Raw genomic sequence first — 21,809 nt, 5'->3', positions numbered from 1 at the left:
CCCCTCTATCCGGGCTGGTCTGTCACCTCTCTATCCGGGCAGGACAGCGGCCTGTCCCTCCCCATCAAGGGAGGGAGAGCGCCTTCAGCACCGCGTCGCCCATTTCCACGGTCGACAGCGTCCCGCCCAGGTCGCGCGTGCGGGCGCCGGCCTCCAGCGCCGTGTTCACCGCCGCGAACAGCCGGTCCGCGTCGGCAGCGCGATCCAGCGACCAGCGCAGCGCCATCTCGAACGACAGGATCGCCGCCAGGGGATTGGCCACGCCCTGGCCCGCGATGTCGGGCGCCGAGCCGTGGATTGGCTCGTAGAGGCCCGGCGTCCCCGGCTCGCCCAGCGCCGCCGAGGGCAGCATGCCCAGCGAGCCGGTCAGCTGGGCCGCGGCGTCCGACAGGATGTCGCCGAACAGGTTGTCCGTCAGCAGCACGTCGAACTGCTTGGGCGCCTTCACGATCTGCATCGCGGCGTTGTCGGCCAGGATGTGGGTCAGCTCGACGTCGGCGTACTCGCGCTTGTGCAGGTCGGTGACGACCTCGCGCCAGAGCAGGCCGGAATCCATCACGTTCGACTTCTCGGCGCTGGCCACCTTGTTGCGCCGGCCGCGGGCCAGCTCGAAGGCCACGCGCGACACGCGCTCGATCTCGGCGGTGGTGTAGACCTGGGTGTCCACGGCCCGCTTGCCGCCCCCGGGCAGGTCCTCGATGTAGCGCGGCTTGCCGAAGTAGATGCCGCCCGTCAGCTCGCGGACGAACATGAAGTCGAGGCCTTCCACCAGCTCCCGCTTCAGGCTGGAGGCGTCGGCCAGCGGGCCGAAGCACAGCGCCGGGCGCAGGTTGGCGAAGACGTTCATGCCGGCGCGCAGGTTCAGGAGCCCCGCCTCGGGGCGCTTGTCGCGCGGAACCCCGGCCCACTGCGGCCCGCCGACGGCGCCCATCAGCACCGCGCGCGACGCCTTCGCGGCGGCCAGCGTCCCATCGGCCAGCGGCGTCCCCAGCTGGTCGTAGCTGGTCCCGCCGAAGGGGCGCTCGTCCAGGGTCAGATCTGGCGTCAGCGCCTCGGCCACGCGGCGCACCTGCGCGGTCACTTCCGGCCCGATCCCGTCGCCGGGCAGGAGGAGGAGGTCGGTCATGGGAAGTCCTGAAGCTAGAGGGCGCGCTCGGAGGCGACCTCGTACAGGCTGAGCCTGCGATCGAAAACCCCAAGCTCGGCGCCGGCGGCCCGCCAGACGGGCAGATGCGGCGCCTTGAAGTGGGCGTCCACGGCGGCCTGGTCGCGCCAGACCTCGAACACTCGGATCAGGCCGGGGTCCTCGACATCGAAGCCGTAGGAATAGGTGACGCAGCCGTCCTCGGCCCGGCTGGCCGCCAGCTGGCGTTCCATGTGCGGCAGCAGCGCCTGGGCATTCTCGGGCGGGACGCGGACCGTGCCGGCGATGATGATGGTCACGCGCCCTCCAGCCACGGCTGGCTCAGCGCGCGCTTCATCTCGTAGGTGTCGATGGAGCCGGCGGCCTGCAGCGTCTCGCCGATGGCGTCCAGGCCCTGGAGCATCTTCTGCTTGCGCTGGGGGTCGATCTCGAAGCTGAACACGGCGCCCGAAGGCGAGGTCACGGTCTGGGTCTCCAGGTCGATCGAGACCACGTGATTGCCGCCGCGGGCCTCGTCCATCAGCTGGGCCACCTGCTCGGCCTTGAGCACCACGGGCAGCAGGCCGTTCTGGAAGCAGTTGTTGTAGAAGATGTCGGCGAAGCTGGTCGCCACCACCGCCTTGATGCCGAAGTCCATCAGCGCCCACGGCGCATGCTCGCGCGACGATCCGCAGCCGAAGTTGTCGCCGGTGATCAGGACGCCCGCGTTCTTGTAGGCCGGCTGGTTCAGCACGAAGTCGGGCTTCTCCACGCCCTGCTCGTCGAAGCGGAAGTCGTAGAACAGGCCCTTGGCCAGCCCCGCCCGCTCCACCGTCTTGAGGAACTGCTTCGGGATGATCTGGTCGGTGTCGATGTTGGCCAGCGGCAGCGGGGCCGCGGCGGCGTCGAGACGGGTGAAGGCTTCCATCAGGGGTATTCCGGCGGGGTTTGGGTGATGACCCAGCGCTCCGTGCGCTGCGCCAGTTGGCCTTTGAGGCCGGTCTTGATCTCGACGGTGCAGTCGGTCGTCGTGGCGAGACCGGTCTTGATGTCGATCTCGTAGCGGCAGCCCTCCTCGCGCTGCATCGTCATGGTCGCGAACTGCGCCCTGGCCTCTTCCTGCTTGTCCGGCGCCACCCGGGCGAGCATCGCGTCGATCGAGATCTTGAGGCTGGCGGCCAGCGAGGCCGGATCGGGCGTCTGCGACCATGTCACCCGCGCCACGCCCTTGGCCTTGTCGATCGACTCGAGGCGGAAGGCGCCCGACGCCTTGATCGGCGGACCACCCATGGTGTTGGGGACCTCGCTGTCGTAGGTGCGCGCCGTCCCGATCTCCAGGTCTGTGCCCTGGCCCAGGGCGACGAGGCCCTGCTCGCGGAACAGCGTGGCGGCCTGCGCATCCGTCATGCCGCCGAACATCGCCCGCATGCCCTCGACCACGCGGGGATCCTGCGGGCCTGCGGCCGCAGCGGCCTTGAAGATCAGTTCGCGTATCCGATCCCAGTCGCGCACCCGCGTCGGCAGCAACGCCTCGTCCACGTCCAGCACCGCCGGATAGATCATCCCGGCCTGCGTCGTGAGCGCCTTGCGCTGCTCGCCGCCGATACCCTCGATATCAAACGACACGAACTCCTGGCGCAGCGTGCCGGCGTCGCCGTCCTTGCGGTAGGTGGCCTTGATCACGCTGGTGGCGGTCGTGGCGCGGGTGGCGCCGTCACGGACGTCCGTCCGCGTGTGGATGCTGGTCTGGATCCAGGTCGCGCCGCCCCCGAGCTTCACCGGAAGGTCGACCGCCCAGGCGGCAGCGGGCGCGACGGCCAGCGCAATGGCGAGGCCCAGAGCCTTCACGCGGTTTCCAGCCTGGGTTCGGCGCTCATCATGATCGTGGGCACGCCGGCGGGCGCGTCGCGGACGGTGAAGACCTTGGTGCCCGGCTTTCGGCCCGCGCGGACTTCCGAGACGTTGAAGCCGGCGGCGGCGATGCGGGCCTGGGCGGCGTCGGGATCGGTGACTCGCCAGGCCAGGCCGCCCCAGCGGTCGGGCTTGGCAAGCGCCTCCAGGTCGGGCTCGCCCACCTTGGCGGCCATCTCGAAGACGGCGTCGCCGCAGCGGAAGAACAGCTGGCGCGCGTTCCACTGCGGGTTCTCGCGGTCGAGGCGCAGGTCGAGGCCCAGCTTGGCGCCGTAGACGCCCAGCGCGCGGTCGACGTTGCCGCTGGTGACGACCACGTGGTCCAGCTTGGCGATCGGACCGGGGCCGGTCGGTTCCGACAGCGGCCACGCGCCGTCGGTGGGCGGAGCAATCAGCAGATACTGCAGGCCCCCCGTGGACTTGGCCGAGATGTTGGCGCCCAGCCAGGTGCGCGTGCGGCCGTCGTCGGCCGTGGTGCTGACGGGCGCCGGCGTCGTGGTCGGAAGACCGCGGCGGGTCAGCAGGGTGGCGAACGCCTCAATGTTCTCGGCTGTGAACGCCACCGCCCATTGCCCCTCGCCCCTGGCGTCCAGATGGGCGCGCATGCCGTCGGCGAACGCGCCCTCGCCCTCAGGCGCGATCACGTCCAGGGCCATGTTCGGAAACTGGAACCAGGCCTGGCGCACGCCGCCGCCGCGGCCGATCCAGTTCGGCGCGACGCCCAGCATGCGCGTGTAGCCGTCGACGGCGGCGTCGAGGTCGCGGACGACGAGGGCGACGTGGTCGAGAGCGGTGATCATTCGCAGCTCCTCAGAGATAGTCGCGCACGTCCACGATGTGGCCGGCGATGGCGGCGGCGGCGGCCATGGCGGGGCTCATCAGGTGGGTGCGGCCGCCGCGGCCCTGGCGGCCTTCGAAGTTGCGGTTGGACGTCGACGCGCAGCGCTGGCCGGGCGTCAGACGGTCGGGGTTCATCCCTAAGCACATCGAGCAGCCCGGTTCGCGCCATTCGAAGCCGGCGGCCCGGAAGATCTCGTCCAGGCCCTCTTGCTCGGCCTGGGCCGACACGAGGCCGGAGCCCGGAACGACCATGGCGCGGACGCCCGGGGCGACCTGGCGGCCACCCTCCAAGGCTTTGGCGGCGATCTTCGCGGCGATGCGCAGGTCCTCGATGCGGCTGTTGGTGCACGAGCCGATGAAGACCACGTCGATCTTCGCCTCCGTGATCGGCTGGCCGGCTTCCAGGCCCATGTACTCGAGCGCCCGGACGGCCGAGGCGCGCTTGTCGGGCGTAGCGAAGCTGTCGGGCGAGGGCACCTTGCCGGTCACCGCGACCACGTCCTCGGGGCTGGTGCCCCAGGTGACGGTCGGCGCGATGGCGGCGGCGTCGATGACGACCTCCCGGTCGAACACCGCGTCGTCATCGGTGAACAGGGTCTTCCAGTAGCTGAGGGCCATCTCCCAGCCGCCGCCCTTGGGCGTGGCGGGGCGGCCCTTGAGGTATTCGAAGGTGGTCTCGTCGGGCGCGACCAGGCCCGCCCGCGCGCCGCCCTCGATGGTGAGGTTGCACAGCGTCATGCGGCCTTCCATCGACAGCGCCCGCACGGCCGAGCCGGCGTACTCGATGACATAGCCGGTGCCGCCGGCGGTGCCGATCTCGCCGATCACGGCCAGGGCGAAGTCCTTGGCGCCGACGCCCGCCGCCGCCTCGCCCTCGATGCGGACGCGGAAGTTCTTCGCCTTCTTCTGGCGCAGCGTCTGGGTGGCCAGAACGTGCTCGACCTCGGACGTGCCGATCCCGTGCGCGAGGGCGCCGAACGCGCCGTGGGTCGAGGTGTGGCTGTCGCCGCAGACGATGGTCATGCCCGGCTGGGTGCGGCCCTGTTCGGGCCCCACCACGTGGACGATGCCGTTGCGGATATCGCCCATCGGAAAGTACTCGATCCCGTAGTCCTCGACGTTCTTGCCCAGCGTCTGCAGCTGCAGGCGGGCCTCCTCGTCGGCGACGGCGTCGACGCCCAGGGCCTGGCCCTCGGTCGGCACATTGTGGTCAGCCACCGCCAGCGTACGGTCGGGGCGGCGCACCGCGCGGCGGTTGGCGCGAAGGCCCGCGAACGCCTGCGGGGTGGTCACCTCGTGGATCAGGTGCAGGTCGATGTAGAGGATCGCCTCGCCGTCCCCCCCGCCCTTGCTTTCAGGCGTGTCGACGACGTGAGCGTCCCAGATCTTGTCGTAAAGGGTCTTGCCGGGCATGGGCCGCATGTAGGTCGGCCCCCGGGCGCAAGTCTAGTGCTGCGGCGCCGCATCGGGGTTGAGATCGGCGCAAAATTCTTCCCCAAGCGCCGCGCCCTTCCCTCCCTGTCGGGGAGGGGCAGGCGGCGCAGCCGCCCGGGTGGGGAAGTGTGGTCCCGACTCAGATGGCGGGGAGGATCGACACTCCCCCACCCTGCTCGCCTCCGGCGAGCTGTCCCTCCCCGACGGGGAGGGAAGACTGACCGGCCAGCGCGGTGCGCAGGGCCTCGACCAGGGGCGTGCGGGGCTCGGCGCCCAGGCGGGCGACCAGGGCGGTGTCGTCCAGCAGCACGGGCTCGTTCCAGAGGTAGCGCATCTCCAGCATCTCGCGGAGGCTCTCGTTGAACGGGGCCGCCAGCATCAGCGCCGGCCAGGGCAGCCGGTTGACCTTGAGCTTGCGGCCCGCAGCGGCCTCGAGGCCCGCGACCAGTTCCCGCCCGGTGATCTCATGGCCTTTCATCTGGACCACCTCGACGGCGCCGAGGTCGGTGTCCAGCAGGCGCACGAAGGTCTCGGCCACGTCGGGCAGATAGGCCCAGGTATGGGCGACATCCATCGGCCCCGGCGCCATCACCGAGGTGATCGGGCGCCCCGCACGCACGATCCCCTGGCTCAGCCAGTTGTTGCCGGGCCGGGGGCCGAAGAAGTCGCCGCAGCGGACGATCAGGACCGGGACGCCGGCATCGCGCAGCGCCTGCTCCATCCGCACCCGGATCGCGCCCTTCCGCGAGCGCGGAGTCTGGGGCGAGCGCTCGTCGATGCGCGGGAAAGCGTCGGGACCATAGTTGTAGACCGTGCCCGGGAAGAGGATGCGCGCGCCCGTGGCCTGAGCCGCGGCAATGGTGCTGCGGATCATCGGCATCTGGAGGCCGGCCCAGTTCTTGTAGCCGGGCGGGTTGGCGCCGTGGACGATGATCTCGCAGCCCTGGGCGGCCGCCACGACGTCGGCCTGGACCATGGCGTCGCCGCGGACCCACTCCAGGCCCGAACGACCCGAACGCTGCGCGGCGGTGGCGGGATCGCGATTGATGGCGCGCACCTGCCAGCCGTCCGCCAGCAGGCGATCGGCGATCGCGCCGCCGACGCCGCCGGTGGCGCCGATGACGAGAGCTTGGCGGGGTGTGGTCATGGCGGGCTCCTCTTGTCGATCAGAGGTGCGCCCGGACACGGCCCGACGGAATTGCCTTTGCCCGCAGAACAGATATTCGTTCTCGTATGGCCGCAACGCCCGACTGGGACCTTCTGCAAAGCCTTCACGCGGTGCTGGAAGCGGGCAGCTTCTCGGCCGCCGCGCGTATCCGAAGGCTGACCCAGCCCACCCTGGGCCGACACATCGACCAGCTGGAGCGCCAGCTGGGGGCGCCGCTGTTCCTGCGCAGCCCGCGCGGCCTGCAACCCACCGACCTGGCCCTGGCCTTCCGCCAGCACCTGGGCGACATGGCCGCCGCCGCCGCGACCGCCGCGCGCGACATCGATGGGCTGGTCAGCGGCGAGGGCGGGGTGGTGCGCGTCACGGTCAGCGAGATCGTGGGCATCGAGGTCATCCCGCCGATGATGGCCAGCTTCCGCAGGGCCCACCCCGGCATCGACGTCGAACTGGCGCTGGACAACAAGAACGCCGACCTGACCCGTCGCGACGCCGACGTGGCCGTGCGGATGGCGCGTCCCACCCAGAACAGCCTCGTCGCCAAGAAGGTGGGCGACCTACGGCTGGGGTTCCACGCGACGCCGGAGTACCTGGAGGCGCACGGCGTCCCGACCAGTTTCGAAGACCTTCAGAAGCACACCCTGATCGGCTTCGACCGGGCCTTCCCCGAGATCGTCGATGGCCTGGCCATCGGCGGCGGCCTGGACCGGCCCGTGACCCGCGATCTCTTCTCGTATCGCACCGACAACGATGTGGCCCAGCTGGCCGCGATGCGCGCCGGCGTCGGCATCGGGGTGTGCCAGATCCAGATCGCGCGCCGATCGGGCCTCGTCCCCGTCGCCCCGGAGCTGTTCGGGTTCACCCTGCCCATCTGGATCTGCATGCACGAGACGCTGCGCGGGTCGCCGCGCATGCGCCTGATGTTCGACCATCTGGCGAAAGAGTTCGCCGCCTACGCCGGCGATGTGGCGTGAGCGCGCCCTACGAGGGCGGCTGCCTGTGCGGCCAGGTTCGGTGGCGGGCGACGTCGGAGCCGGCCAATGTTCGGGTCTGCCACTGCCGGCTGTGCCAGCGCTGGACCGGCGCGCCGTTCTTCGCCCGCGCGATCTTCCTGGCCGAGGCGTTCGAATGGTCCGGCGAGACCACCCGCGCGCAGACGTCGCCGCGGGTCGTGCGCCGCAGCTGCGCCCGTTGCGGCACGCCGCTGTTCAGCTGCCCGAACGACGCGCCGGCGCGGATCGGCGTGGGCGTCGCCACCTGTGACGACCGCGATGCGCTGACGCCTACGGTCCACATCTGGACGTCGGCGAAGGTGGCCTGGCTCAGCCTGGACGACGGCCTCGACCAGGACGTCGAGAGCTATGTGCCCCGCCCTTAGGGGACGCGGGAATACCCCGAACGCAAAGCGGCGGCTGGATCGCTCCAGCCGCCGCCTGAATTTCGTAGCCTGGTTTCGGGCTTAGCCTTCGGCGGGCTCGGCGGCCGCTTCGGCCGTCGGACGGGCCGACATCTGGCGCTCGGCGATCCGGGCCGACTTCCCGCGACGGTCGCGCAGGTAGTACAGCTTGGCGCGACGCACGACGCCGCGGCGCTTCACTTCGATCGACTCGATCATCGGCGACAGGATCGGGAACACCCGCTCCACGCCCTCGCCGAACGAGATCTTGCGGACGGTGAAATTCTCATCGACGCCTTGGCCGGCGCGGGCGATGCAGACGCCCTCGTAGGCCTGGACGCGCTCGCGCTCGCCTTCCTTGATCTTCACGTTGACGCGCACGGTGTCGCCCGGACGGAACTCGGGAACCTTGCGGGCGGCCAGGAGGCGGTCGGCTTCTTCCTTACGGAGCTGTTCGATCACGTTCATCGGTCTTCATCCTTACTGGGCTTGCCCTCTTTTCCCGGAGGGGCGCCCTTTGCCTGTTGATTGGCGGTCCTGGCGGCCCAGAGATCGGGTCGCCGCTCGCGCGTGGTCTGTTCCCGCTGATCCTGGCGCCACTTGCGAACATGCGCGTGGTTCCCGGACAGCAGCACCTCGGGGATGTCGTGGCCTTCGAACGCCCGCGGTCGCGTGTACTGCGGATGCTCGAGGAGCCCGTCCTCGAAGCTTTCTTCACTCAAGCTCTCGGCCTGCCCCAGCACACCCGGGACCAGCCGTACGCACGCCTCGATCGCCACCATCGCCGCCGCCTCGCCACCGGCGAGCACCGCGTCTCCGACGGAGACCTCCTCGAACCCCCGGGCGTCGAGCACCCGCTGGTCCACCCCCTCGAACCGCCCGCAGAGGACGATCAGCCCAGGCGCCTGGGCCCACTCTTTCACGCGCGCCTGGGTCAGGGGGCGACCCCGGGCGCTCATGTACAAAAGCGCGCGTCCGCGCCGCTCCACGCTATCGAGCGCAGAGGCGATCACATCCGCCCGCATCACCTGTCCCGGACCGCCACCCGCAGGGGTGTCGTCGAGGAAGCCGCGCTTATCTGTGGAAAAGGCCCGAATGTCCACTGTTTCCAACGTCCAAAGCGCGGCCTCTCGCCACGCCGTCCCGATCAGGGAGACGCCCAGCGGCCCCGGAAACGCGTCCGGGAACATGGTGAGGACTGTGCAGTCGAACGACATGGCGGTCTTGAGCGCTGCTCAAGGTCCCGGCGTCAAGTCTCAGAACACCCGCGCGTAGTACGAATACCGGGCGTCCAGAGGGTCGCCGCGGGAGAGGCAACTGTAGCCCTTGCGGGCCACGCAGGGGGTGTCGTCGTAGAGGACGCCGGCGCGGAAGCCGTAGGCGCGAGTCCAGACGAAGTCGATGAATCCGGGGTCGGTCGGGCGATAGCGGAAGCGGATGTCGCCGCGTTCGCCGGTCACCCAGCCCTGCGGATTGCCCACACCCACCAGCCGACCGGCCTGAGCATCGGCCACGATCGCCTCGTAGGCCGGACGACGCTGCTCGAAGTTCAGCCGAACGCCCGTCTGGAAGAGCGGCTGGAACAGCGGCACGAAGCCGCCGACGAACGTCATCAGCACGGTGGGCGCCAGCCAGCCCGTCACCGGTTCGCGCAGCATCGCCCAGAAGCTCCAGCCCAGCAGCAGCGGCGGCGGGACGATGTAGATGGCGGCGATGACGATGGGCGCCGAACCCTCGGGGGTCACCTCCATCAGGCGCGCGGCCGCAAGGGTCACGGACAGGGCCATGACCATCCAGGCGACGATCGCCACGGCGAGCGGCGTGCGCCAGATCGGCCTGTCGGTGACGCTCATCTCCCCCATGCCGCAGGATGTGGCGGCTTCGTCCGCGGAAGCAACATCTTGCCCCGCGCCGGGCCGCCGCGTAAGCGGCGGCCATGAGCCAGACGGAAGTTCCCGAGACCGAGGGCCAGGACGACACCCTGGTCGAAACGCTGCAGCTGGAGCGGATCGAGGAGAACCTGTTCCGCGGCACCACGCCCGACAACTCGCCCGGGCGCATCTTCGGCGGCCAGGTGATCGCCCAGTCGCTGCTCGCGGCCTATGAGACCGTCGAGGCGCGTGTCTGCCACTCGCTGCATTGCTATTTTATCCGCCCCGGCGACCCGACCGTCCCGATCGTGTTCGAGGTCGATCGTAGCCGCGATGGTGGCAGCTTCACGACAAGACGCGTGGTGGCTGTGCAGCGGGGCAAGCAGATCTTCAACCTGGCCGCCTCGTTCAAGGATCCGGAGGAGGGCTTCTTCCATCAGGCCGGGATGCCCAAGGGGCCCCACTGGTCGAAGCTCCCCGACCAGATGGACGTCATGCGCGAGATGATGAAGAACGCGCCGCCCGAAGCGAAGAAGTGGCTGTCGCGGATGCCGCCGATCGAGATGCGCTCGCAGGACGCGCGCACCTACTGGCTGGACGGCAAGCCCAAGGAGCCGGTGTCGCAGAACTGGTTCCGTTGCCGCACGCCGATCGGCGACGACGCCCACATGCACCAGGTGATCCTGGCCTACGCGTCCGACATGAACCTGCTGTCGACGGCGATGCGCCCTTACGGCGTCCACTGGCAGACCCCGGGCTTCCAGTCGGCTTCGCTGGATCATGCGATGTGGTTCCACAAACCGACCGACTTCAACCAGTGGCACCTCTACGTCCACGACAGCCCCTCGGCCTCGGACGGCCGCGGCCTGATCCGTGGGCAGATCTTCGCGGAGGACGGCACGCTGGTCGCCAGCGTCGCGCAGGAAGGCCTGATGCGGATGAAGCCGGCGAAGTGATTCCCCTCCCCCTTGTGGGGAGGGAAGGGTTGCTCCGCTTCCGGCACAGGCGTAAGCGCAACGCCTTCGCAGTTGCAGCATTACGGGCGCCCCATGGACCAAGTGACACTCGCCGAGACGCTCGGGCTGGAGCGTCTCGAGGTGAACCTCTTCCGCGGCACGACGCCCGACAAGGAGCAGCGGCACCGCATCTATGGCGGCCAGGTGATCGCGCAATCGCTGCTGGCGGCCTACGAGACGGTCGAGGACCGCATCTGCCACTCGCTGCACTGCTACTTCATCCGGCCCGGCGACCCGAAGGTGCCGATCGTCTTCGAGGTGGACCGTTCGCGCGACGGTGGCAGCTTCACCACCCGGCGGGTCATCGCCGTCCAGCACGGCCAGCAGATCTTCAACCTGGCCGCGTCGTTCCAGGTGGCCGAGGACGGCTATGAGCACCAGTCCGACCAGCCCGTCGTGCCGCCCTGGGACGAGGTCGAGGACGACTCGGCGGTGCGGAAGCGCCTGGCCGCCCTCGCCCCTGACGACGAGGACTGGATCGACCGGGAGCAGCCCATCGAGATGCGCACCGTCGGCGGCCGTTTCGACAGCGCCGCCCCCGACCCGCGCGAGCCCAACCAGCAGGTCTGGTTCCGGGCCCGCCACCCGATCGGCGCGGACCAGCACATGCATCAGGTGATCTTGGCCTATGCGTCAGACATGAGTCTGCTGGGCACCGCCATCCGCCCGCACGGCGTGTCCTGGCGCACCCCCGGCTTCCAGTCGGCCAGCCTGGACCACGCGATGTGGTTCCACCGCCCGACCGACTTCAACGAGTGGCACCTGTACGCCCAGGAAAGCCCTTCGGCGTCGGGCGGCCGCGGCTTCAACCTGGGCTACATCTACCGCGCCTCGGACGGCGCGCTGGTGGCCAGCTGCGCCCAGGAAGGCCTGATGCGTATGAGAAAGCTTAAGGCCTGATTTCCCTCCCTTAATGGGGAGGGACAGCTCGCCGAAGGCGAGCAGGGTGGGGAAGTCCGGGCACAATCTCAGCGCTTGTGGTCGGAACAAATAAAGAACATGATAGGTCATGAGGCCCGAACACGACCGCGCTCGGCAGATGCGCAGCGCCATGAGCGAGCCGGAGGTCATCCTCTGGAGCCGGCTCAAGCGGTTGCGCGAGCGGGGCTTCCACATCCGACGTCAGGCGCCGTTCAAGGGCTACTACCTGGACTTCGTCTGCTACGCCCGCCGCGTCGTCATTGAGGTCGACGGGTATCAGCACGGCGAAGACCGGCAGGCTGATCACGACGCCGTTCGAGACCGCGTCCTGGAGCGACACGGCTTTCGGGTGCTTCGAGTCTGGGCCAGCGACGTGCGGTACGAACTCGATTGGGTGATGGATCAGATTGTCGGGACGCTGGAAGCTGCGTCGATGACGGAGGGCGCCAGACGCGCAGCGCAGCGCTTGGCTCACACTTCCCCACCCTGATCGCCTTCGGCGATCTGTCCCTCCCCATTAAGGGAGGGAAAGCTACTCCACCTCTTCCGGCGGCACCGCAACAACCACGCCGTCGGCGATCCGGACCTCGGGCACGGCCTCGCGGGTGAAGGGGAGGTACCAGCTTGCGCCGCCGGCGGCGGGGGCGATCTCCAGCAGATCGCCGGCGCCGAAGTCCTGGACGGCCTTCACGACGCCCAGCACCTCGCCCTCAGCCGTCTGCACGGTCAGGCCGACCAGGTCGGTGACGTAGAACTCGTCCTCCTCGGGCTCGGGGAGGCGGTCTCTCGGAATGAACAGCTTGAGGCCGCGCAGGGCTTCGGCCTGCTCGCGGGTCTCGATTTCCTTCGCGCGGACGACGACGCCGCCCTTGGTCGCGCGTCCCGAGGTGAGCGTGAGGCCGGGCGAGCCGTCCTCACGCACCAGGGTCTTGTAGTCCACCAGCGCCAGCGGCTCGGCCGTGAAGCTGGTGATGCGGACCTCGCCGCGGACCCCGAAGGCGCCCGCGACGCGACCCACCTGGATGAGGCCGCCCGTGTTGTCGGAGTCAGCGCCCATCCGTCGTCAGCCTCAGGCCTGCGCTTCGCCTTCGGCGGCGGGGGCTTCAGCGGCCGGGGCCTCTTCAGCCGCGGCTTCGGCAGCCGGGGCTTCCTCGGCGACGGGCTCTTCGACCGGCGGCGGGTTGGCGGCGGCTTCGGCGGCGGCGGCGGCGCGGTCGGCTTCCTTCTGGGCCTTCTCCTCGGCGCGTTCCTTGGCCTTCTTGCCCGGCTCGGCCTTCGTCGGGTTGTTGCCGGCTTCCCACTTCACGATGCCGAGCTTGCCCAGTTCACGGGCTACGCGGTCGGTCGGCTGGGCGCCCTTGGCGATCCACTCGGCGATGCGCTCCTGCTTGAGCACGACGCGGTTCGGGTCGTCCTTCTTCAGGAGCGGGTTGTACGAGCCCACCTTCTCGATGAAACGGCCGTCGCGGGGCGAGTGGCTGTCGGCGACGACGATCGAGTAGTAGGGGCGCTTCTTGGCGCCGCCACGGGCGAGACGAATCTTCAGCATTTGTCTTAAGTCCTTGGTCTGAAAGCTATTTCTTGAAGGGATTGAATCCGGGTGGGAGGCCGCCGCCGCCCAGTCCGGGGAGTTTGAAACCGCCGGCTCCGCCGGGACCGCCGAGGCCTTTCAGCTTCGACTGCATCTCTTCGATCTGCTCGGGCGTGGGCGCGGGCTGGCCGGTCATCTGGGCGATCTTGCCCATGTCCATGTTGCCGCCGCCCAGCATCTTGGCCATCTGGCCGAAGCCCTTGCCGCCGTTCTTCGACAGCGCCTTGAAGGCGTCGGCCATCTGGCGGTGCTGTTTCAGCAGGCGGTTCACCTCGGCCACGTCGACGCCCGCGCCGGCGGCGATGCGGCGCTTGCGCGAGGCGGCCAGGATGTCGGGCTTCTTCCGCTCCTGCTTGGTCATCGACGAGATGATCGCCACCTGGCGGTCGAACATCCTGTCGTTCAGACCGCTCTCGGCGATCTGCTTCTTCATCTTCTGCACGCCGGGCAGCAGGCCCATCATGCCTTCCATGCCGCCCATGCGCTTCATCTGCTTGAGCTGGTCGGCCATCATGTCGAGGTCGAACTGGCCCTTGGCGAGCTTGCGCGCCGTGGCCTCGGCCTGGGCCATGTCGAGTTCTTGGGCGGCCTTCTCGACCAGGGCGACGACGTCGCCGCGACCCAGGATGCGGCCGGCCACGCGTTCGGCGTCGAAGGCGTCCAGGCCGTCGATCTTTTCCGACACGCCCAGGAACTTGATCGGCAGGCCGGTGACGGCCCGCATCGACAGCGCCGCGCCGCCGCGGCCATCGCCGTCGGCCCGCGTGAGCACGAGGCCGGTCAGCGGCAGACGCTCATGGAAGGCCTTGGCCGTGCGCACCGCGTCCTGACCGGTCAGGGCGTCGGCGACCAGCAGCGTTTCGGAGGGGTTGGAGATCTTCGCGATCTCGGCCGCCTCGGACATCATCGCCTCGTCGACCGTCGTGCGGCCGGCGGTGTCGAGGATCAGGATGTCGAAGCCCTGCAGCTTCGCCGCCTGCATGGCGCGGCGCGCGATGTCCGGGGCAGCCTGGCCCTGGACGATCGGCAGGAAGTTGGCGCCCGCCTGCTCGGCCAGCATGCCCAGCTGCTCCATGGCGGCGGGACGGCGGGTGTCGAGCGAGGCCAGCAGGACCTTCTTACGGTCCTTGACCAGCCGCAGGGCCAGCTTGCCGGCGGTGGTGGTCTTGCCCGAGCCCTGCAGGCCGGCCATCAGGATCACGGTGGGCGGGTTCAGCGAGATGTTGAGCCCCTCAGGCTCCTTCCCGCCGCCCAGCATATCGACCAGGCCGTCGTAGGTGATCTTCACCACCTGATCGGCGGGACGCACCGAGCGGATCACCGCCTCGCCCGTCGCGGCCTCGGTGGCCTTGGCGATGAAGTCGCGGACGACCGGCAGCGCGACGTCGGCCTCGAGCAGGGCGACGCGGATCTCGCGCATCACCTCGGCGACGTCCTTCTCGGACAGCACGCCCTTGCCGGAGAGCCGGTCAAATACGCCCGAAAGCCGATCTGTCAGCGCGTCAAACAACGCAAAACTCCTTTAGCCCAAACGCAGTCGACCCCCGTGCACGATTGCGTGGACGGGGGGCCTCGCCGCCCTCGTCCCACATAAGGTGTGGGGGTCGTGGCGGTAGAGGGCGCTGACCGAGGTTGGCGCCGGAAGCGCGGGCTTATGGGCGAAAGACGCTGTTAGGTCAAGGAAGTGGGGGTCGAACGCCATCGCTCGCCAGCTTGAACCCCTCGACGCCGTCGCCCGAGATCGACACCAGGTTCACGCGCAGCACGATCTCGACCTCGCCCTCGGCCCGGTGCGCGATCCGGATCTCCGGGTCGGCGACGCCCTTCGTATCGAAGACGATGTCGATCCGTCCGCCCGGCGCGACGCGGGTGGCGTGCGCCCAGGGTTGGATGACCACCCTGGCCTCCCCGGCCTGCTCGTTCACGTAGGCGAGGCGGGGCATCTGCCCTCCTTCAACGATGTCCGAAAGCCGCCAGCGCTCGCCGGCGAACTGACCTATCTTGCGGAGCATGACCCAGTTCGCCCTGTTCGACACCGCCATCGGCGTCGCCGGCGTCGCCTGGAACGACGCCGGTCTCGTGGCCTGCCATCTGCCTGAGCCCGAGGCCGACACCGCGCGGCGCGGTTTCCTGCGTCGCTTCCCCGAGGCGACAGAAGCCCAGGTTCCCGACCGGATCGCCGCCACCGTCGAAGGCATCCGCGCCCTGATGCGCGGCGAGAAGGCCGATCTGTCCGGGGCGCCGCTGGACCTGTCGCGGACGCCCGAGTTCCACGCGAAGGTCTATGATATCGCCCGCGCCATCCCGCCCGGCGAGACCCTGACCTATGGCGAGATCGCCGTGCAGCTGGGCGACAAGCTGCTGGCGCGCGACGTGGGCCAGGCGCTGGGCAAGAACCCTTGGCCCATCGTCGTACCCTGCCACCGCGTGACGGCGGCGGGCGGCAAGCCCGGCGGCTTTTCGGCCCGCGGCGGCGTCAACACCAAGATGAAGCTGCTGGCCATCGAGGGCGCGAAGGCCGCCGCCCAGGCCGACCTGTTCGGCTAGGAAGGGCCTCGCCTAGCGTTCGCGACCGCTCCGGACGTCTCGCGCGCGGGCGGCGGCGGCGGACGCGTCGGTTGGCTCGCCCTTCAGCGGACCGCTCAGGAAAGCGTCCAGGATATCCACCGTGACGGCCTGGGTGTCGGCCGCGCCGCGCGGGCCGTGAATCATGCGGGCGGCGAGCCAACGCGAGGGCGGGCTGAGGAACCGCTCGGTGTCGGTGAAGCTCAGGTGGTTCGAGCCGCCGATCGCAAAGCGCCATCCGCCGGCGGGAACCTCGGCCATGACCGCGCGGGTCGCCCGGGCATAGCGCGGCATCTGCTGCGTGCCGCCGCTCTCGAGGAGAAGGAGCGGGCCTCTGAGGCCGGCGCCGCGCACGTCGCCGTACAGCATGCCGTCGATGTCGGCGGCGGCGCGGATCCGGGCGTCCTGACTGGCCGTCAGCACGGCGGTGGCGCCGCCGAACGAGTGGCCGATCGCGGCGACACGGGTCAGGTCGAGGCGCCCGGACAGCGGTCCGAGGCTGTCGCCACGGACGAGGCGATCCAGGACGAAGCGGACGTCGGCCGCCCGCACGACAACCTGACGCTCCATGTGCGGAACGCCGGTGTCGCCGCGAGCCCTGAAAGACGCCGGGCCGACGACGCGGCCGTCGGCTAGCTGGACGATCGCTGATTCATACGGGTGGTCGAGGGCGATCACGACGTAGCCCCGGCTGGCGAGGTCGGCCAGGAGGCCGGCGTAGACAGCGCGCGGGGCGCCATAGCCGGGCGAGAAGATCGCCACCGGCCAGCGGGCCTGGGCCGCGGAGACCGGGGCGTCGAGGGCGGCATGGGTGTCGGTCTCGCCGAACCGCCGGAAGATGAAGCGCGGCAGGCCGTAGACCGAACCCGGCAGCCGGCCCAGCCCGTCCATGTAGGCGACCTTCCGCCCGCGCGCCGAGGCGACCGGATACCAGGCCTGGGCGATCACGTGGCGTCGATCGGCGGCGTCAGGGGTCGCGAGTTCGGCGCGACCGCCATCGACCCAGCGATAGATCGTCGAGCCGACCGGGTGAGGTCCTCGTGGGGCGGGAAGATCAGGCGACGGCAGGATCGCCCAAGGTCCCAGGGCGGCCAGCATCAGCCCCGCCAGTCCGACGGCGCCGATCAGCCGGCTCCCGCGGCGCCTGGCGCGCCATGGCAGGACGAGCGCGATGAGCAGCGCATAGCCGCCGACGAACTGCCAGGTAAAGCCCAGCCAGAACGCCTGAGCGAACGCCAGAACCATGAGCGCGAGACAGACCCACGGTCCTGTCGGTCGCCAGCGTCCGGGCCAGGCCAGCCGCCAGGCGGCGGCGGCGAGCAGGCCCGCCAGCAGAACCCCATCGATCGGCGACAATCATCCCTCCCCGCCTTCGGAATGTCCGCACAGGCCTAGCGAGCCGCCGTGCAGTTTCGACGCAGGCGGCGCCAGGGTCCGGCGCCTTCCACGGACCCGCCGTCGACAGGCCCCGCGGCGCTCGCTAACACCGGGGCATGAGCATCGGTGTGTTCGACTCCGGCGTGGGCGGCCTGACTGTCCACCACCGCCTTGTGGACCGGTTTCCCCAGGCCGACTTCATCTATCTCGCCGACCAGGCCAATGCGCCCTATGGCGGACGGCCAGGCGAGGAGATCGTCGAACTGACCAAGGCCGGCTGCGTTCGCCTGTTCGAGGCGGGCTGCGATATCGTGGTCCTCGCCTGCAACACCGCAGCCTCCGTGGCGCTCCGTCGCCTGCAGCAGACGTGGCTGCCCGGCTACAGACGCGAGGTGGGGCGGCCCCTGAACGTTCTGGGGATCGTGGTGCCCACCATCGAGGCGGCCACTGGGCTGCCCTGGGAGCACGAGGCCCAGTGGAAGGAAGAGAAGGCCGAGAAGCTGGAGATCCTGGGCGTCTTCTCCACCCCGGCGACCGCGAAGAGCCGGGTCTACGAGATCGAGATCGACAAGCGCCGACAGGATGTGGCGGTGTTCTCCGAGCCCTGCCCGGACCTGGCGCGGATGATCGAGCAGAACGCGCCGCGCGACGAGCTAGCAAAGGTGATCGCGGGCCACGTCAAGGCGCTGACCACCCGCATCGGACGGCCGCCGGACCGCGCCATCCTGGGCTGCACCCACTACGAGATCGTGGCCGACCTGTTCCAGGCCGCGCTGCCGCCGGGCACGCCTCTGATCCGCCAGCCCGACGCCACCGCCGACGCTCTGGAGCGCTATTTCGCCCGGCATCCCGAGTTCCAGCCGGGAACCGGCGCCGTTCGTCGCTTTCTCACCACCGGTCAGCCCGGCGCGCAGAACAGCCTGGTTGAGACCTTCTGGGGCGGACCGCTAAGCTTCGAGCCGGTCTAGCGGGAGGCGAAACATGCGGGTCTGGACGCTGGCGGCGCTGGCCGCGCTTTCCCTGTCCGGCGCCGCGCGGGCCGAGGTCGTCGACAAGGGCGCGTATGGCTTTCGCCTGAAATTCGCCCAGCAGGTGACCGCCCCGCCCGACCGGGTGTTCAAGGCCATCGGCGAGATCGGGCGCTGGTGGAGCGACGCCCACACGTACTCGGGCAAGGCCGCCAACATGACGATGCCGCTCCGCCCCGACGCCTGCTTCTGCGAGGCGCTGCCCGGCGGCGGCGTGCGTCACGGCGTGGTCGAAGCCGTGATGCCCAACACGCTGGTGCGCGTGGACGCCGCGCTGGGGCCGCTGCAGGACGAGGGCGTCGGCGCGGCGCTGGCGTTCAACCTGAAGGCCAGGGACGGCGGGACCGAACTGACCGTCACCTACCATGTCGGCGGCGCGCGCGACTTCGTCGTCTCGGCGGCCCCGGCCATCGACGGCGTGCTGGGTGAAGCGGTCGGCCGGCTGAAACGCTACGTCGAGACCGGCAAGCCCGCGCCGTAGGCCAGCGCCTCATCCAGCCGGCGTCCGGGCGCATAGGGCGACAGGTCGTCGGAGATCGGGACATCGACACGGGGGTCGGGCAGGGCCGCGCCGATCCGGGTCTCCACCGGGAACACCCCGAACCAACCGGCCCAGCCTTCGTCCGCGGCCATTTCGGTGACGCCGGTGTTCTTCACCTTCGCCGAGGCCTCCTCGATCTCCATCTCGACGACGGCGATCTGCATCAGCTCCTGGTCGGTCGTGGGCCGCAGCTTCACCGGCCGCCCGGCGTAGAGCCGGTCGATGAAGGCGTCCATGGCCGCACGCTTCACCGCCAGGTCCGACACGAGCCGCGCGCGGCCGTAGGCCATCACCGAGCGATAGTTGAGCGAGTGCGTGATGCCCGAACGGCCCACGACGAAGCCGTCGAGGAAGCTGACCGTGACGCAGACCGGCGCGCCCTCGGCGACGGTGGCCAGCATCCGGCTGGCGGCCGCGCCGTGCCAATACAGCTTGCGGCCCTCGCGCCAGTAGGCCGTGGGCGTGACGAACGGCTGGCCGTCGATGACATAGCCGATGTGCGCCATGATTCCGGCGTCGAGGATGCCGTAGACGGTCGCCTCGTCGTAAGCCGCGCGCTGCGGCCTGCGCCGCACCTGCGCACGGGCGGTGGGGGTGAAGGCCGCGCCGGACCCCTCTGGGGGCGGGGTCACAGCGCGGCCCTCACGAGCGGCGCAGCGTGGGGACTGCGCGCCACGGTCGGCGGCGGCTTGGGGAGGAGCCTCGCCACCGGGTCCGAGTTGAGGACGGTCGGCAGCACGCCGCCCGCGACGACGGCGACCGCCACCGCATAGGCCAGGGCCGCCACCAGGAGGCGGCGCAGGGTCTCGATCGTCAGGTTCGGGGTCATGGGCATGGGGTCCGCCTCCTTTCGGGTTGGCGAGCTACGCCGTATGTGGTCTGCTGAATAGGTCCACTTGAAACGCTGTGGACAGACCACTTGAGGGAGCCATGAGCTGGGCCGACGTCTACCCCTGGGCCGCGCCGGAGGCGGGCCGCCCCGTGATCCGGCAGGTCTACGACCAGGTGCGCGGCGCTATTCACGCAGGGGCGCTCAAGCCTGGCGGCCGCCTGCCGTCCAGCCGCGACCTCGCGGTGCGCCTGGGCGTGGCGCGGGCCTCGGTGGTGGCGGCCTATGACCAGCTGCTGGCCGAAGGCTACGCCGAGGGGCGCACCGGTTCGGGCACCTATGTCTCCGAAGATCTGTCGGGCGTGCTGGACCTCAAGGCGCCGCGCCGCAGCGCCGAACCGGCCGCGGCGCCCAGGCTGCCGGCGCGCGCGCTGGAGTTGGCCGACGTGCCCGTGGCCGCCCAGCCGGCCGCGCCGCAGATGTTTTCCAACGGCCGCACGCTCATGGACGTCCGCGCGCTGGACGCCTGGTCGGTTTCCACGCGCCGGGCGCTGCGCACGCTGGGCCCGGAACATTTCGGCTATGCCGAGCCGGCGGGCGACCTGCGTCTGCGCAGCGCCATCGCCGACTATGTCCGCGCCGCCCGGGGGGTGGTCTGCGACCCTGAGCAGGTGATCGTGACCGCCGGCGCCCAGCACGCGGTCGACCTGGCGGTGCGGCTGCTGCTGCGGGACGGCGACAAGGTATGGCTCGAGGACCCGGGCTACCTGCAGACCCGCCAAGCGCTGGACGCGGCCGGCGCGGCGACCTGCTTCGTGCCCGTGGATCGCGCGGGCCTCGTCGTCCAGGCGGGCGTGCAGGCGGCGCCCGACGCGCGCGCCGCCTTCGTGACCCCGTCCCACCAGTTCCCGCTGGGCCTGGCGATGTCGATGGGTCGGCGGCTGGAGCTGATCGCCTGGGCGCGGCAGGCCGGCGCCTGGATCGTCGAGGACGATTACGCCTCGGAGTTCCGCTACGAGGGCGCGCCCCTGGCTTCGCTGCAGGGCCTGGATGGCGGCGAGCGGGTGATCTATGTCGGCACCTTCAACAAGTCGCTCTTCCCCGGCATCCGCCTGGGCTACATGGTCGCCCCGCGTCCGCTGGTGCAGCCGCTGTCGGCGCTGCGCCGCCTGGCCGACCGCCAGCCGCCGACGTTGACCCAGGCCATCACGCTGGACTTCCTGGAGAGCGGCCAGTTCGCCGCCCACATCCGCCGCCGCCGGCTGGCCTATCGTGGGCAGCGCGACGCCTTGGCCGAGGCTCTGACGCGCCGGCTGGGGCACGTCCTGGACGTCGATGTCCCTGACCAGGGGATGCACCTGATCGCCTATCTGAAGGACGGCCGCTCGGATCTGGACGCCGAGGCCCGGGCGGCGGCCAAGGGCCTGATGGCGCGCGCGATCAGCCCGCTGTACCGAGGCTCGCCGCCCCGCCAGGGCCTGCTCCTAGGCTTTACCGGGTTTCCGGCGAAGGGGATGGACGCGGGCGTCGCGCGCCTGGCTTCGGCGCTGGGGACCTAGGCCGCCAGCGCCGCTTCCGAGGCGATAATCCGGCTGGCCGCATTCACCACCGCGGCGATGCGCAGGGCGGCCTGGATCTGCTGGGCCGGAACGCCGTGCTTCTTCAGTTCGGCTTCGTGGGCGTCGAGGCACATGCCGCAGCCGTTCACGGCCGAGACCGCGGTCGACCACAGCTCGAAGTCCACCTTGTCGACGCCCGGATTGGCCAGGATGTTCATGCGCAGGCGGGCCGGGAGGGTCTTGTACTCGCCGTTCGAGAGCAGGTGCAGCGAGCGGTAGTAGACGTTGTTCATGCCCATGATCGCCGCTGCGGCCTTGGCGGCGGTCTTGGCGTCGGCTGAGAGGCCGGCCGCATCGGCGGCGGCCTCGATCGCCGTGACGACCGCCGGCACGCCGAGGGCGTGAGCCGAGGCGACGAAGGCGCCCCACTTCTGTTGGTCGTTCAGCACCGTCTCGGAGGCCAGGCTGCCGAGGTTCAGGCTGATGTCCTTGGCGTAGGCGGGCAGCGCGTCGCGCAGGGTGTCGAGGGACATGTCGGTCTCCGGGAAAGGAAAGAAAATGCCCAGGGGCGCAGCGGGGAGGGAGATGCGTGCGCGCCCCTGGGCAAAGCTGGCAGTCCGCGGGTGTGAGCGCGGCCGCCAG

27 protein-coding genes are annotated in these 21,809 nt (G+C 70.2%); 9 read left to right on the top strand and 18 right to left on the bottom strand.

Annotation, left to right across the window (positions count from 1 at the left end):
- Positions 1–64: 64 nt before the first annotated feature.
- The 7 genes from leuB to ACQ66R_RS13420 all read right to left on the bottom strand — a co-directional run bounded on the left by leuB (position 65) and on the right by ACQ66R_RS13420 (position 6,455).
- A complete protein-coding gene (gene leuB / locus ACQ66R_RS13450) occupies positions 65–1,126 on the bottom strand; it encodes a 3-isopropylmalate dehydrogenase (RefSeq protein ID WP_430422747.1) in 1,062 nt (353 codons plus the stop codon).
- 14 nt (positions 1,127–1,140) lie between these two features.
- A complete protein-coding gene (locus ACQ66R_RS13445; protein WP_430422745.1) occupies positions 1,141–1,443 on the bottom strand; it encodes a putative quinol monooxygenase in 303 nt (100 codons plus the stop codon).
- Positions 1,440–2,051, bottom strand: coding sequence for a 3-isopropylmalate dehydratase small subunit (leuD, locus tag ACQ66R_RS13440; protein WP_430422743.1), 612 nt, complete (start codon positions 2,049–2,051; stop codon positions 1,440–1,442). Before leuD ends, ACQ66R_RS13445 begins: the two co-directional genes overlap by 4 nt.
- Complete coding sequence (locus ACQ66R_RS13435; RefSeq protein ID WP_430422741.1) at positions 2,051–2,971, bottom strand: hypothetical protein; 921 nt, start codon at positions 2,969–2,971, stop codon at positions 2,051–2,053. Before ACQ66R_RS13435 ends, leuD begins: the two co-directional genes overlap by 1 nt.
- Positions 2,968–3,834 carry a VOC family protein gene (locus tag ACQ66R_RS13430; RefSeq protein ID WP_430422739.1) on the bottom strand — a complete coding sequence of 289 codons (867 nt, stop codon included), beginning with the start codon at positions 3,832–3,834 and terminating at the stop codon, positions 2,968–2,970. The genes ACQ66R_RS13435 and ACQ66R_RS13430 overlap by 4 nt, the downstream gene beginning before the upstream one ends.
- 10 nt (positions 3,835–3,844) lie before the next feature.
- Entirely contained in the window at positions 3,845–5,287 is a 1,443-nt protein-coding gene (gene leuC, locus ACQ66R_RS13425) for a 3-isopropylmalate dehydratase large subunit (protein WP_430426295.1), read from the bottom strand.
- Between the two features lie 160 nt (positions 5,288–5,447).
- Entirely contained in the window at positions 5,448–6,455 is a 1,008-nt protein-coding gene (locus ACQ66R_RS13420) for an NAD-dependent epimerase/dehydratase family protein (RefSeq protein ID WP_430422737.1), read from the bottom strand.
- 86 nt (positions 6,456–6,541) lie between these two features.
- Here ACQ66R_RS13420 and ACQ66R_RS13415 point away from each other — a divergent pair, with 86 nt between their 5' ends.
- Positions 6,542–7,447, top strand: a complete 906-nt coding sequence (locus ACQ66R_RS13415; protein ID WP_430422735.1) for a LysR family transcriptional regulator — start codon at positions 6,542–6,544, stop codon at positions 7,445–7,447.
- Entirely contained in the window at positions 7,444–7,851 is a 408-nt protein-coding gene (locus ACQ66R_RS13410) for a GFA family protein (protein WP_430422733.1), read from the top strand. Before ACQ66R_RS13415 ends, ACQ66R_RS13410 begins: the two co-directional genes overlap by 4 nt.
- 81 nt (positions 7,852–7,932) lie before the next feature.
- Here the strand turns inward: ACQ66R_RS13410 and rplS are convergent, their stop codons facing one another.
- Genes rplS through ACQ66R_RS13395 form a run of 3 tightly spaced genes read right to left on the bottom strand, consistent with a single transcriptional unit; the run spans position 7,933 to position 9,722 of the window.
- Positions 7,933–8,337: a 50S ribosomal protein L19 gene (rplS, locus tag ACQ66R_RS13405; RefSeq protein ID WP_430422731.1), complete on the bottom strand. Its 405-nt coding sequence runs from the start codon at positions 8,335–8,337 to the stop codon at positions 7,933–7,935.
- Complete coding sequence (gene trmD / locus ACQ66R_RS13400; protein ID WP_430422729.1) at positions 8,334–9,086, bottom strand: tRNA (guanosine(37)-N1)-methyltransferase TrmD; 753 nt, start codon at positions 9,084–9,086, stop codon at positions 8,334–8,336. The genes rplS and trmD overlap by 4 nt, the downstream gene beginning before the upstream one ends.
- 39 nt (positions 9,087–9,125) lie before the next feature.
- Entirely contained in the window at positions 9,126–9,722 is a 597-nt protein-coding gene (locus ACQ66R_RS13395; RefSeq protein WP_430422727.1) for a hypothetical protein, read from the bottom strand.
- 83 nt (positions 9,723–9,805) lie between these two features.
- Between ACQ66R_RS13395 and ACQ66R_RS13390 the strand changes: the two genes are divergently transcribed.
- The 3 genes from ACQ66R_RS13390 (at position 9,806) to ACQ66R_RS13380 (ending at position 12,167) form a co-directional block, all read left to right on the top strand.
- Positions 9,806–10,696: an acyl-CoA thioesterase gene (locus ACQ66R_RS13390; protein WP_430422725.1), complete on the top strand. Its 891-nt coding sequence runs from the start codon at positions 9,806–9,808 to the stop codon at positions 10,694–10,696.
- A 93-nt stretch (positions 10,697–10,789) separates the two neighbouring features.
- Positions 10,790–11,656: an acyl-CoA thioesterase gene (locus tag ACQ66R_RS13385; RefSeq protein WP_430422723.1), complete on the top strand. Its 867-nt coding sequence runs from the start codon at positions 10,790–10,792 to the stop codon at positions 11,654–11,656.
- Between the two features lie 109 nt (positions 11,657–11,765).
- On the top strand, positions 11,766–12,167 hold the full coding sequence (locus tag ACQ66R_RS13380) for an endonuclease domain-containing protein (RefSeq protein ID WP_430422721.1): 402 nt from the start codon (positions 11,766–11,768) through the stop codon (positions 12,165–12,167).
- Between the two features lie 42 nt (positions 12,168–12,209).
- On the opposite strand, the gene rimM is transcribed toward ACQ66R_RS13380, so the two are convergent.
- The 4 genes from rimM to ACQ66R_RS13360 all read right to left on the bottom strand — a co-directional run bounded on the left by rimM (position 12,210) and on the right by ACQ66R_RS13360 (position 15,280).
- A complete protein-coding gene (gene rimM, locus ACQ66R_RS13375) occupies positions 12,210–12,734 on the bottom strand; it encodes a ribosome maturation factor RimM (protein ID WP_430422719.1) in 525 nt (174 codons plus the stop codon).
- A 12-nt stretch (positions 12,735–12,746) separates the two neighbouring features.
- Positions 12,747–13,226, bottom strand: a complete 480-nt coding sequence (gene rpsP, locus ACQ66R_RS13370; RefSeq protein WP_430422717.1) for a 30S ribosomal protein S16 — start codon at positions 13,224–13,226, stop codon at positions 12,747–12,749.
- 25 nt (positions 13,227–13,251) lie between these two features.
- Positions 13,252–14,778, bottom strand: a complete 1,527-nt coding sequence (gene ffh, locus ACQ66R_RS13365) for a signal recognition particle protein (protein ID WP_430422715.1) — start codon at positions 14,776–14,778, stop codon at positions 13,252–13,254.
- Positions 14,779–14,944: 166 nt separating this feature from the next.
- A complete protein-coding gene (locus ACQ66R_RS13360) occupies positions 14,945–15,280 on the bottom strand; it encodes a hypothetical protein (RefSeq protein WP_430422713.1) in 336 nt (111 codons plus the stop codon).
- Here ACQ66R_RS13360 and ACQ66R_RS13355 point away from each other — a divergent pair.
- Positions 15,279–15,815, top strand: coding sequence for a methylated-DNA--[protein]-cysteine S-methyltransferase (locus tag ACQ66R_RS13355; RefSeq protein ID WP_430422711.1), 537 nt, complete (start codon positions 15,279–15,281; stop codon positions 15,813–15,815). The genes ACQ66R_RS13360 and ACQ66R_RS13355 overlap by 2 nt on opposite strands.
- Before the next feature lie 12 nt (positions 15,816–15,827).
- On the opposite strand, the gene ACQ66R_RS13350 is transcribed toward ACQ66R_RS13355, so the two are convergent.
- A complete protein-coding gene (locus ACQ66R_RS13350; protein ID WP_430422709.1) occupies positions 15,828–17,189 on the bottom strand; it encodes an alpha/beta hydrolase family protein in 1,362 nt (453 codons plus the stop codon).
- A 137-nt stretch (positions 17,190–17,326) separates the two neighbouring features.
- On the opposite strand from ACQ66R_RS13350, the gene ACQ66R_RS13345 reads away from it, so the two are divergent.
- Together ACQ66R_RS13345 and ACQ66R_RS13340 are read left to right on the top strand one after the other, a co-directional pair.
- Positions 17,327–18,178, top strand: coding sequence for a glutamate racemase (locus ACQ66R_RS13345; protein ID WP_430422707.1), 852 nt, complete (start codon positions 17,327–17,329; stop codon positions 18,176–18,178).
- A 13-nt stretch (positions 18,179–18,191) separates the two neighbouring features.
- A complete protein-coding gene (locus ACQ66R_RS13340; RefSeq protein ID WP_430422706.1) occupies positions 18,192–18,719 on the top strand; it encodes an SRPBCC family protein in 528 nt (175 codons plus the stop codon).
- On the opposite strand, the gene ACQ66R_RS13335 is transcribed toward ACQ66R_RS13340, so the two are convergent.
- A complete protein-coding gene (locus ACQ66R_RS13335; RefSeq protein ID WP_430422704.1) occupies positions 18,689–19,411 on the bottom strand; it encodes a pyridoxamine 5'-phosphate oxidase family protein in 723 nt (240 codons plus the stop codon). The genes ACQ66R_RS13340 and ACQ66R_RS13335 overlap by 31 nt on opposite strands.
- Positions 19,408–19,614: a hypothetical protein gene (locus ACQ66R_RS13330; protein ID WP_430422702.1), complete on the bottom strand. Its 207-nt coding sequence runs from the start codon at positions 19,612–19,614 to the stop codon at positions 19,408–19,410. The genes ACQ66R_RS13335 and ACQ66R_RS13330 overlap by 4 nt, the downstream gene beginning before the upstream one ends.
- Positions 19,615–19,709: 95 nt before the next feature.
- Between ACQ66R_RS13330 and ACQ66R_RS13325 the strand changes: the two genes are divergently transcribed.
- Complete coding sequence (locus ACQ66R_RS13325) at positions 19,710–21,167, top strand: PLP-dependent aminotransferase family protein (protein ID WP_430422700.1); 1,458 nt, start codon at positions 19,710–19,712, stop codon at positions 21,165–21,167.
- On the opposite strand, the gene ACQ66R_RS13320 is transcribed toward ACQ66R_RS13325, so the two are convergent.
- Positions 21,164–21,700, bottom strand: coding sequence for a carboxymuconolactone decarboxylase family protein (locus ACQ66R_RS13320; protein ID WP_430422698.1), 537 nt, complete (start codon positions 21,698–21,700; stop codon positions 21,164–21,166). The genes ACQ66R_RS13325 and ACQ66R_RS13320 overlap by 4 nt on opposite strands.
- Positions 21,701–21,809 lie beyond the last annotated feature (109 nt).

The organism is Phenylobacterium sp. (genome assembly GCF_965284355.1).
Lineage (GTDB): Bacteria > Pseudomonadota > Alphaproteobacteria > Caulobacterales > Caulobacteraceae > Phenylobacterium.
Note: the sequence above shows the minus strand (reverse complement) of the source record. Positions and strands in the feature narration are given on the sequence as shown.

What these genes read in the sequence shown, in the direction of transcription:
- ACQ66R_RS13320 (WP_430422698.1), bottom strand. Translation starts at nt 21,700, where the DNA reads ATGTCCCTCGACACCCTGCGCGACGCGCTGCCCGCCTACGCCAAGGAC.
- ACQ66R_RS13420 (WP_430422737.1), bottom strand. Translation starts at nt 6,455, where the DNA reads ATGACCACACCCCGCCAAGCTCTCGTCATCGGCGCCACCGGCGGCGTC.
- rpsP (WP_430422717.1), bottom strand. Translation starts at nt 13,226, where the DNA reads ATGCTGAAGATTCGTCTCGCCCGTGGCGGCGCCAAGAAGCGCCCCTAC.
- ACQ66R_RS13330 (WP_430422702.1), bottom strand. Translation starts at nt 19,614, where the DNA reads ATGCCCATGACCCCGAACCTGACGATCGAGACCCTGCGCCGCCTCCTG.
- leuB (WP_430422747.1), bottom strand. Translation starts at nt 1,126, where the DNA reads ATGACCGACCTCCTCCTCCTGCCCGGCGACGGGATCGGGCCGGAAGTG.
- ACQ66R_RS13385 (WP_430422723.1), top strand. Translation starts at nt 10,790, where the DNA reads ATGGACCAAGTGACACTCGCCGAGACGCTCGGGCTGGAGCGTCTCGAG.
- rplS (WP_430422731.1), bottom strand. Translation starts at nt 8,337, where the DNA reads ATGAACGTGATCGAACAGCTCCGTAAGGAAGAAGCCGACCGCCTCCTG.
- trmD (WP_430422729.1), bottom strand. Translation starts at nt 9,086, where the DNA reads ATGTCGTTCGACTGCACAGTCCTCACCATGTTCCCGGACGCGTTTCCG.
- ACQ66R_RS13345 (WP_430422707.1), top strand. Translation starts at nt 17,327, where the DNA reads ATGAGCATCGGTGTGTTCGACTCCGGCGTGGGCGGCCTGACTGTCCAC.
- rimM (WP_430422719.1), bottom strand. Translation starts at nt 12,734, where the DNA reads ATGGGCGCTGACTCCGACAACACGGGCGGCCTCATCCAGGTGGGTCGC.
- ACQ66R_RS13415 (WP_430422735.1), top strand. Translation starts at nt 6,542, where the DNA reads ATGGCCGCAACGCCCGACTGGGACCTTCTGCAAAGCCTTCACGCGGTG.
- ACQ66R_RS13380 (WP_430422721.1), top strand. Translation starts at nt 11,766, where the DNA reads ATGAGGCCCGAACACGACCGCGCTCGGCAGATGCGCAGCGCCATGAGC.
- ACQ66R_RS13340 (WP_430422706.1), top strand. Translation starts at nt 18,192, where the DNA reads ATGCGGGTCTGGACGCTGGCGGCGCTGGCCGCGCTTTCCCTGTCCGGC.
- ACQ66R_RS13395 (WP_430422727.1), bottom strand. Translation starts at nt 9,722, where the DNA reads ATGAGCGTCACCGACAGGCCGATCTGGCGCACGCCGCTCGCCGTGGCG.
- ACQ66R_RS13360 (WP_430422713.1), bottom strand. Translation starts at nt 15,280, where the DNA reads ATGCTCCGCAAGATAGGTCAGTTCGCCGGCGAGCGCTGGCGGCTTTCG.
- leuD (WP_430422743.1), bottom strand. Translation starts at nt 2,051, where the DNA reads ATGGAAGCCTTCACCCGTCTCGACGCCGCCGCGGCCCCGCTGCCGCTG.
- leuC (WP_430426295.1), bottom strand. Translation starts at nt 5,287, where the DNA reads ATGCCCGGCAAGACCCTTTACGACAAGATCTGGGACGCTCACGTCGTC.
- ACQ66R_RS13355 (WP_430422711.1), top strand. Translation starts at nt 15,279, where the DNA reads ATGACCCAGTTCGCCCTGTTCGACACCGCCATCGGCGTCGCCGGCGTC.
- ACQ66R_RS13430 (WP_430422739.1), bottom strand. Translation starts at nt 3,834, where the DNA reads ATGATCACCGCTCTCGACCACGTCGCCCTCGTCGTCCGCGACCTCGAC.
- ACQ66R_RS13325 (WP_430422700.1), top strand. Translation starts at nt 19,710, where the DNA reads ATGAGCTGGGCCGACGTCTACCCCTGGGCCGCGCCGGAGGCGGGCCGC.
- ACQ66R_RS13390 (WP_430422725.1), top strand. Translation starts at nt 9,806, where the DNA reads ATGAGCCAGACGGAAGTTCCCGAGACCGAGGGCCAGGACGACACCCTG.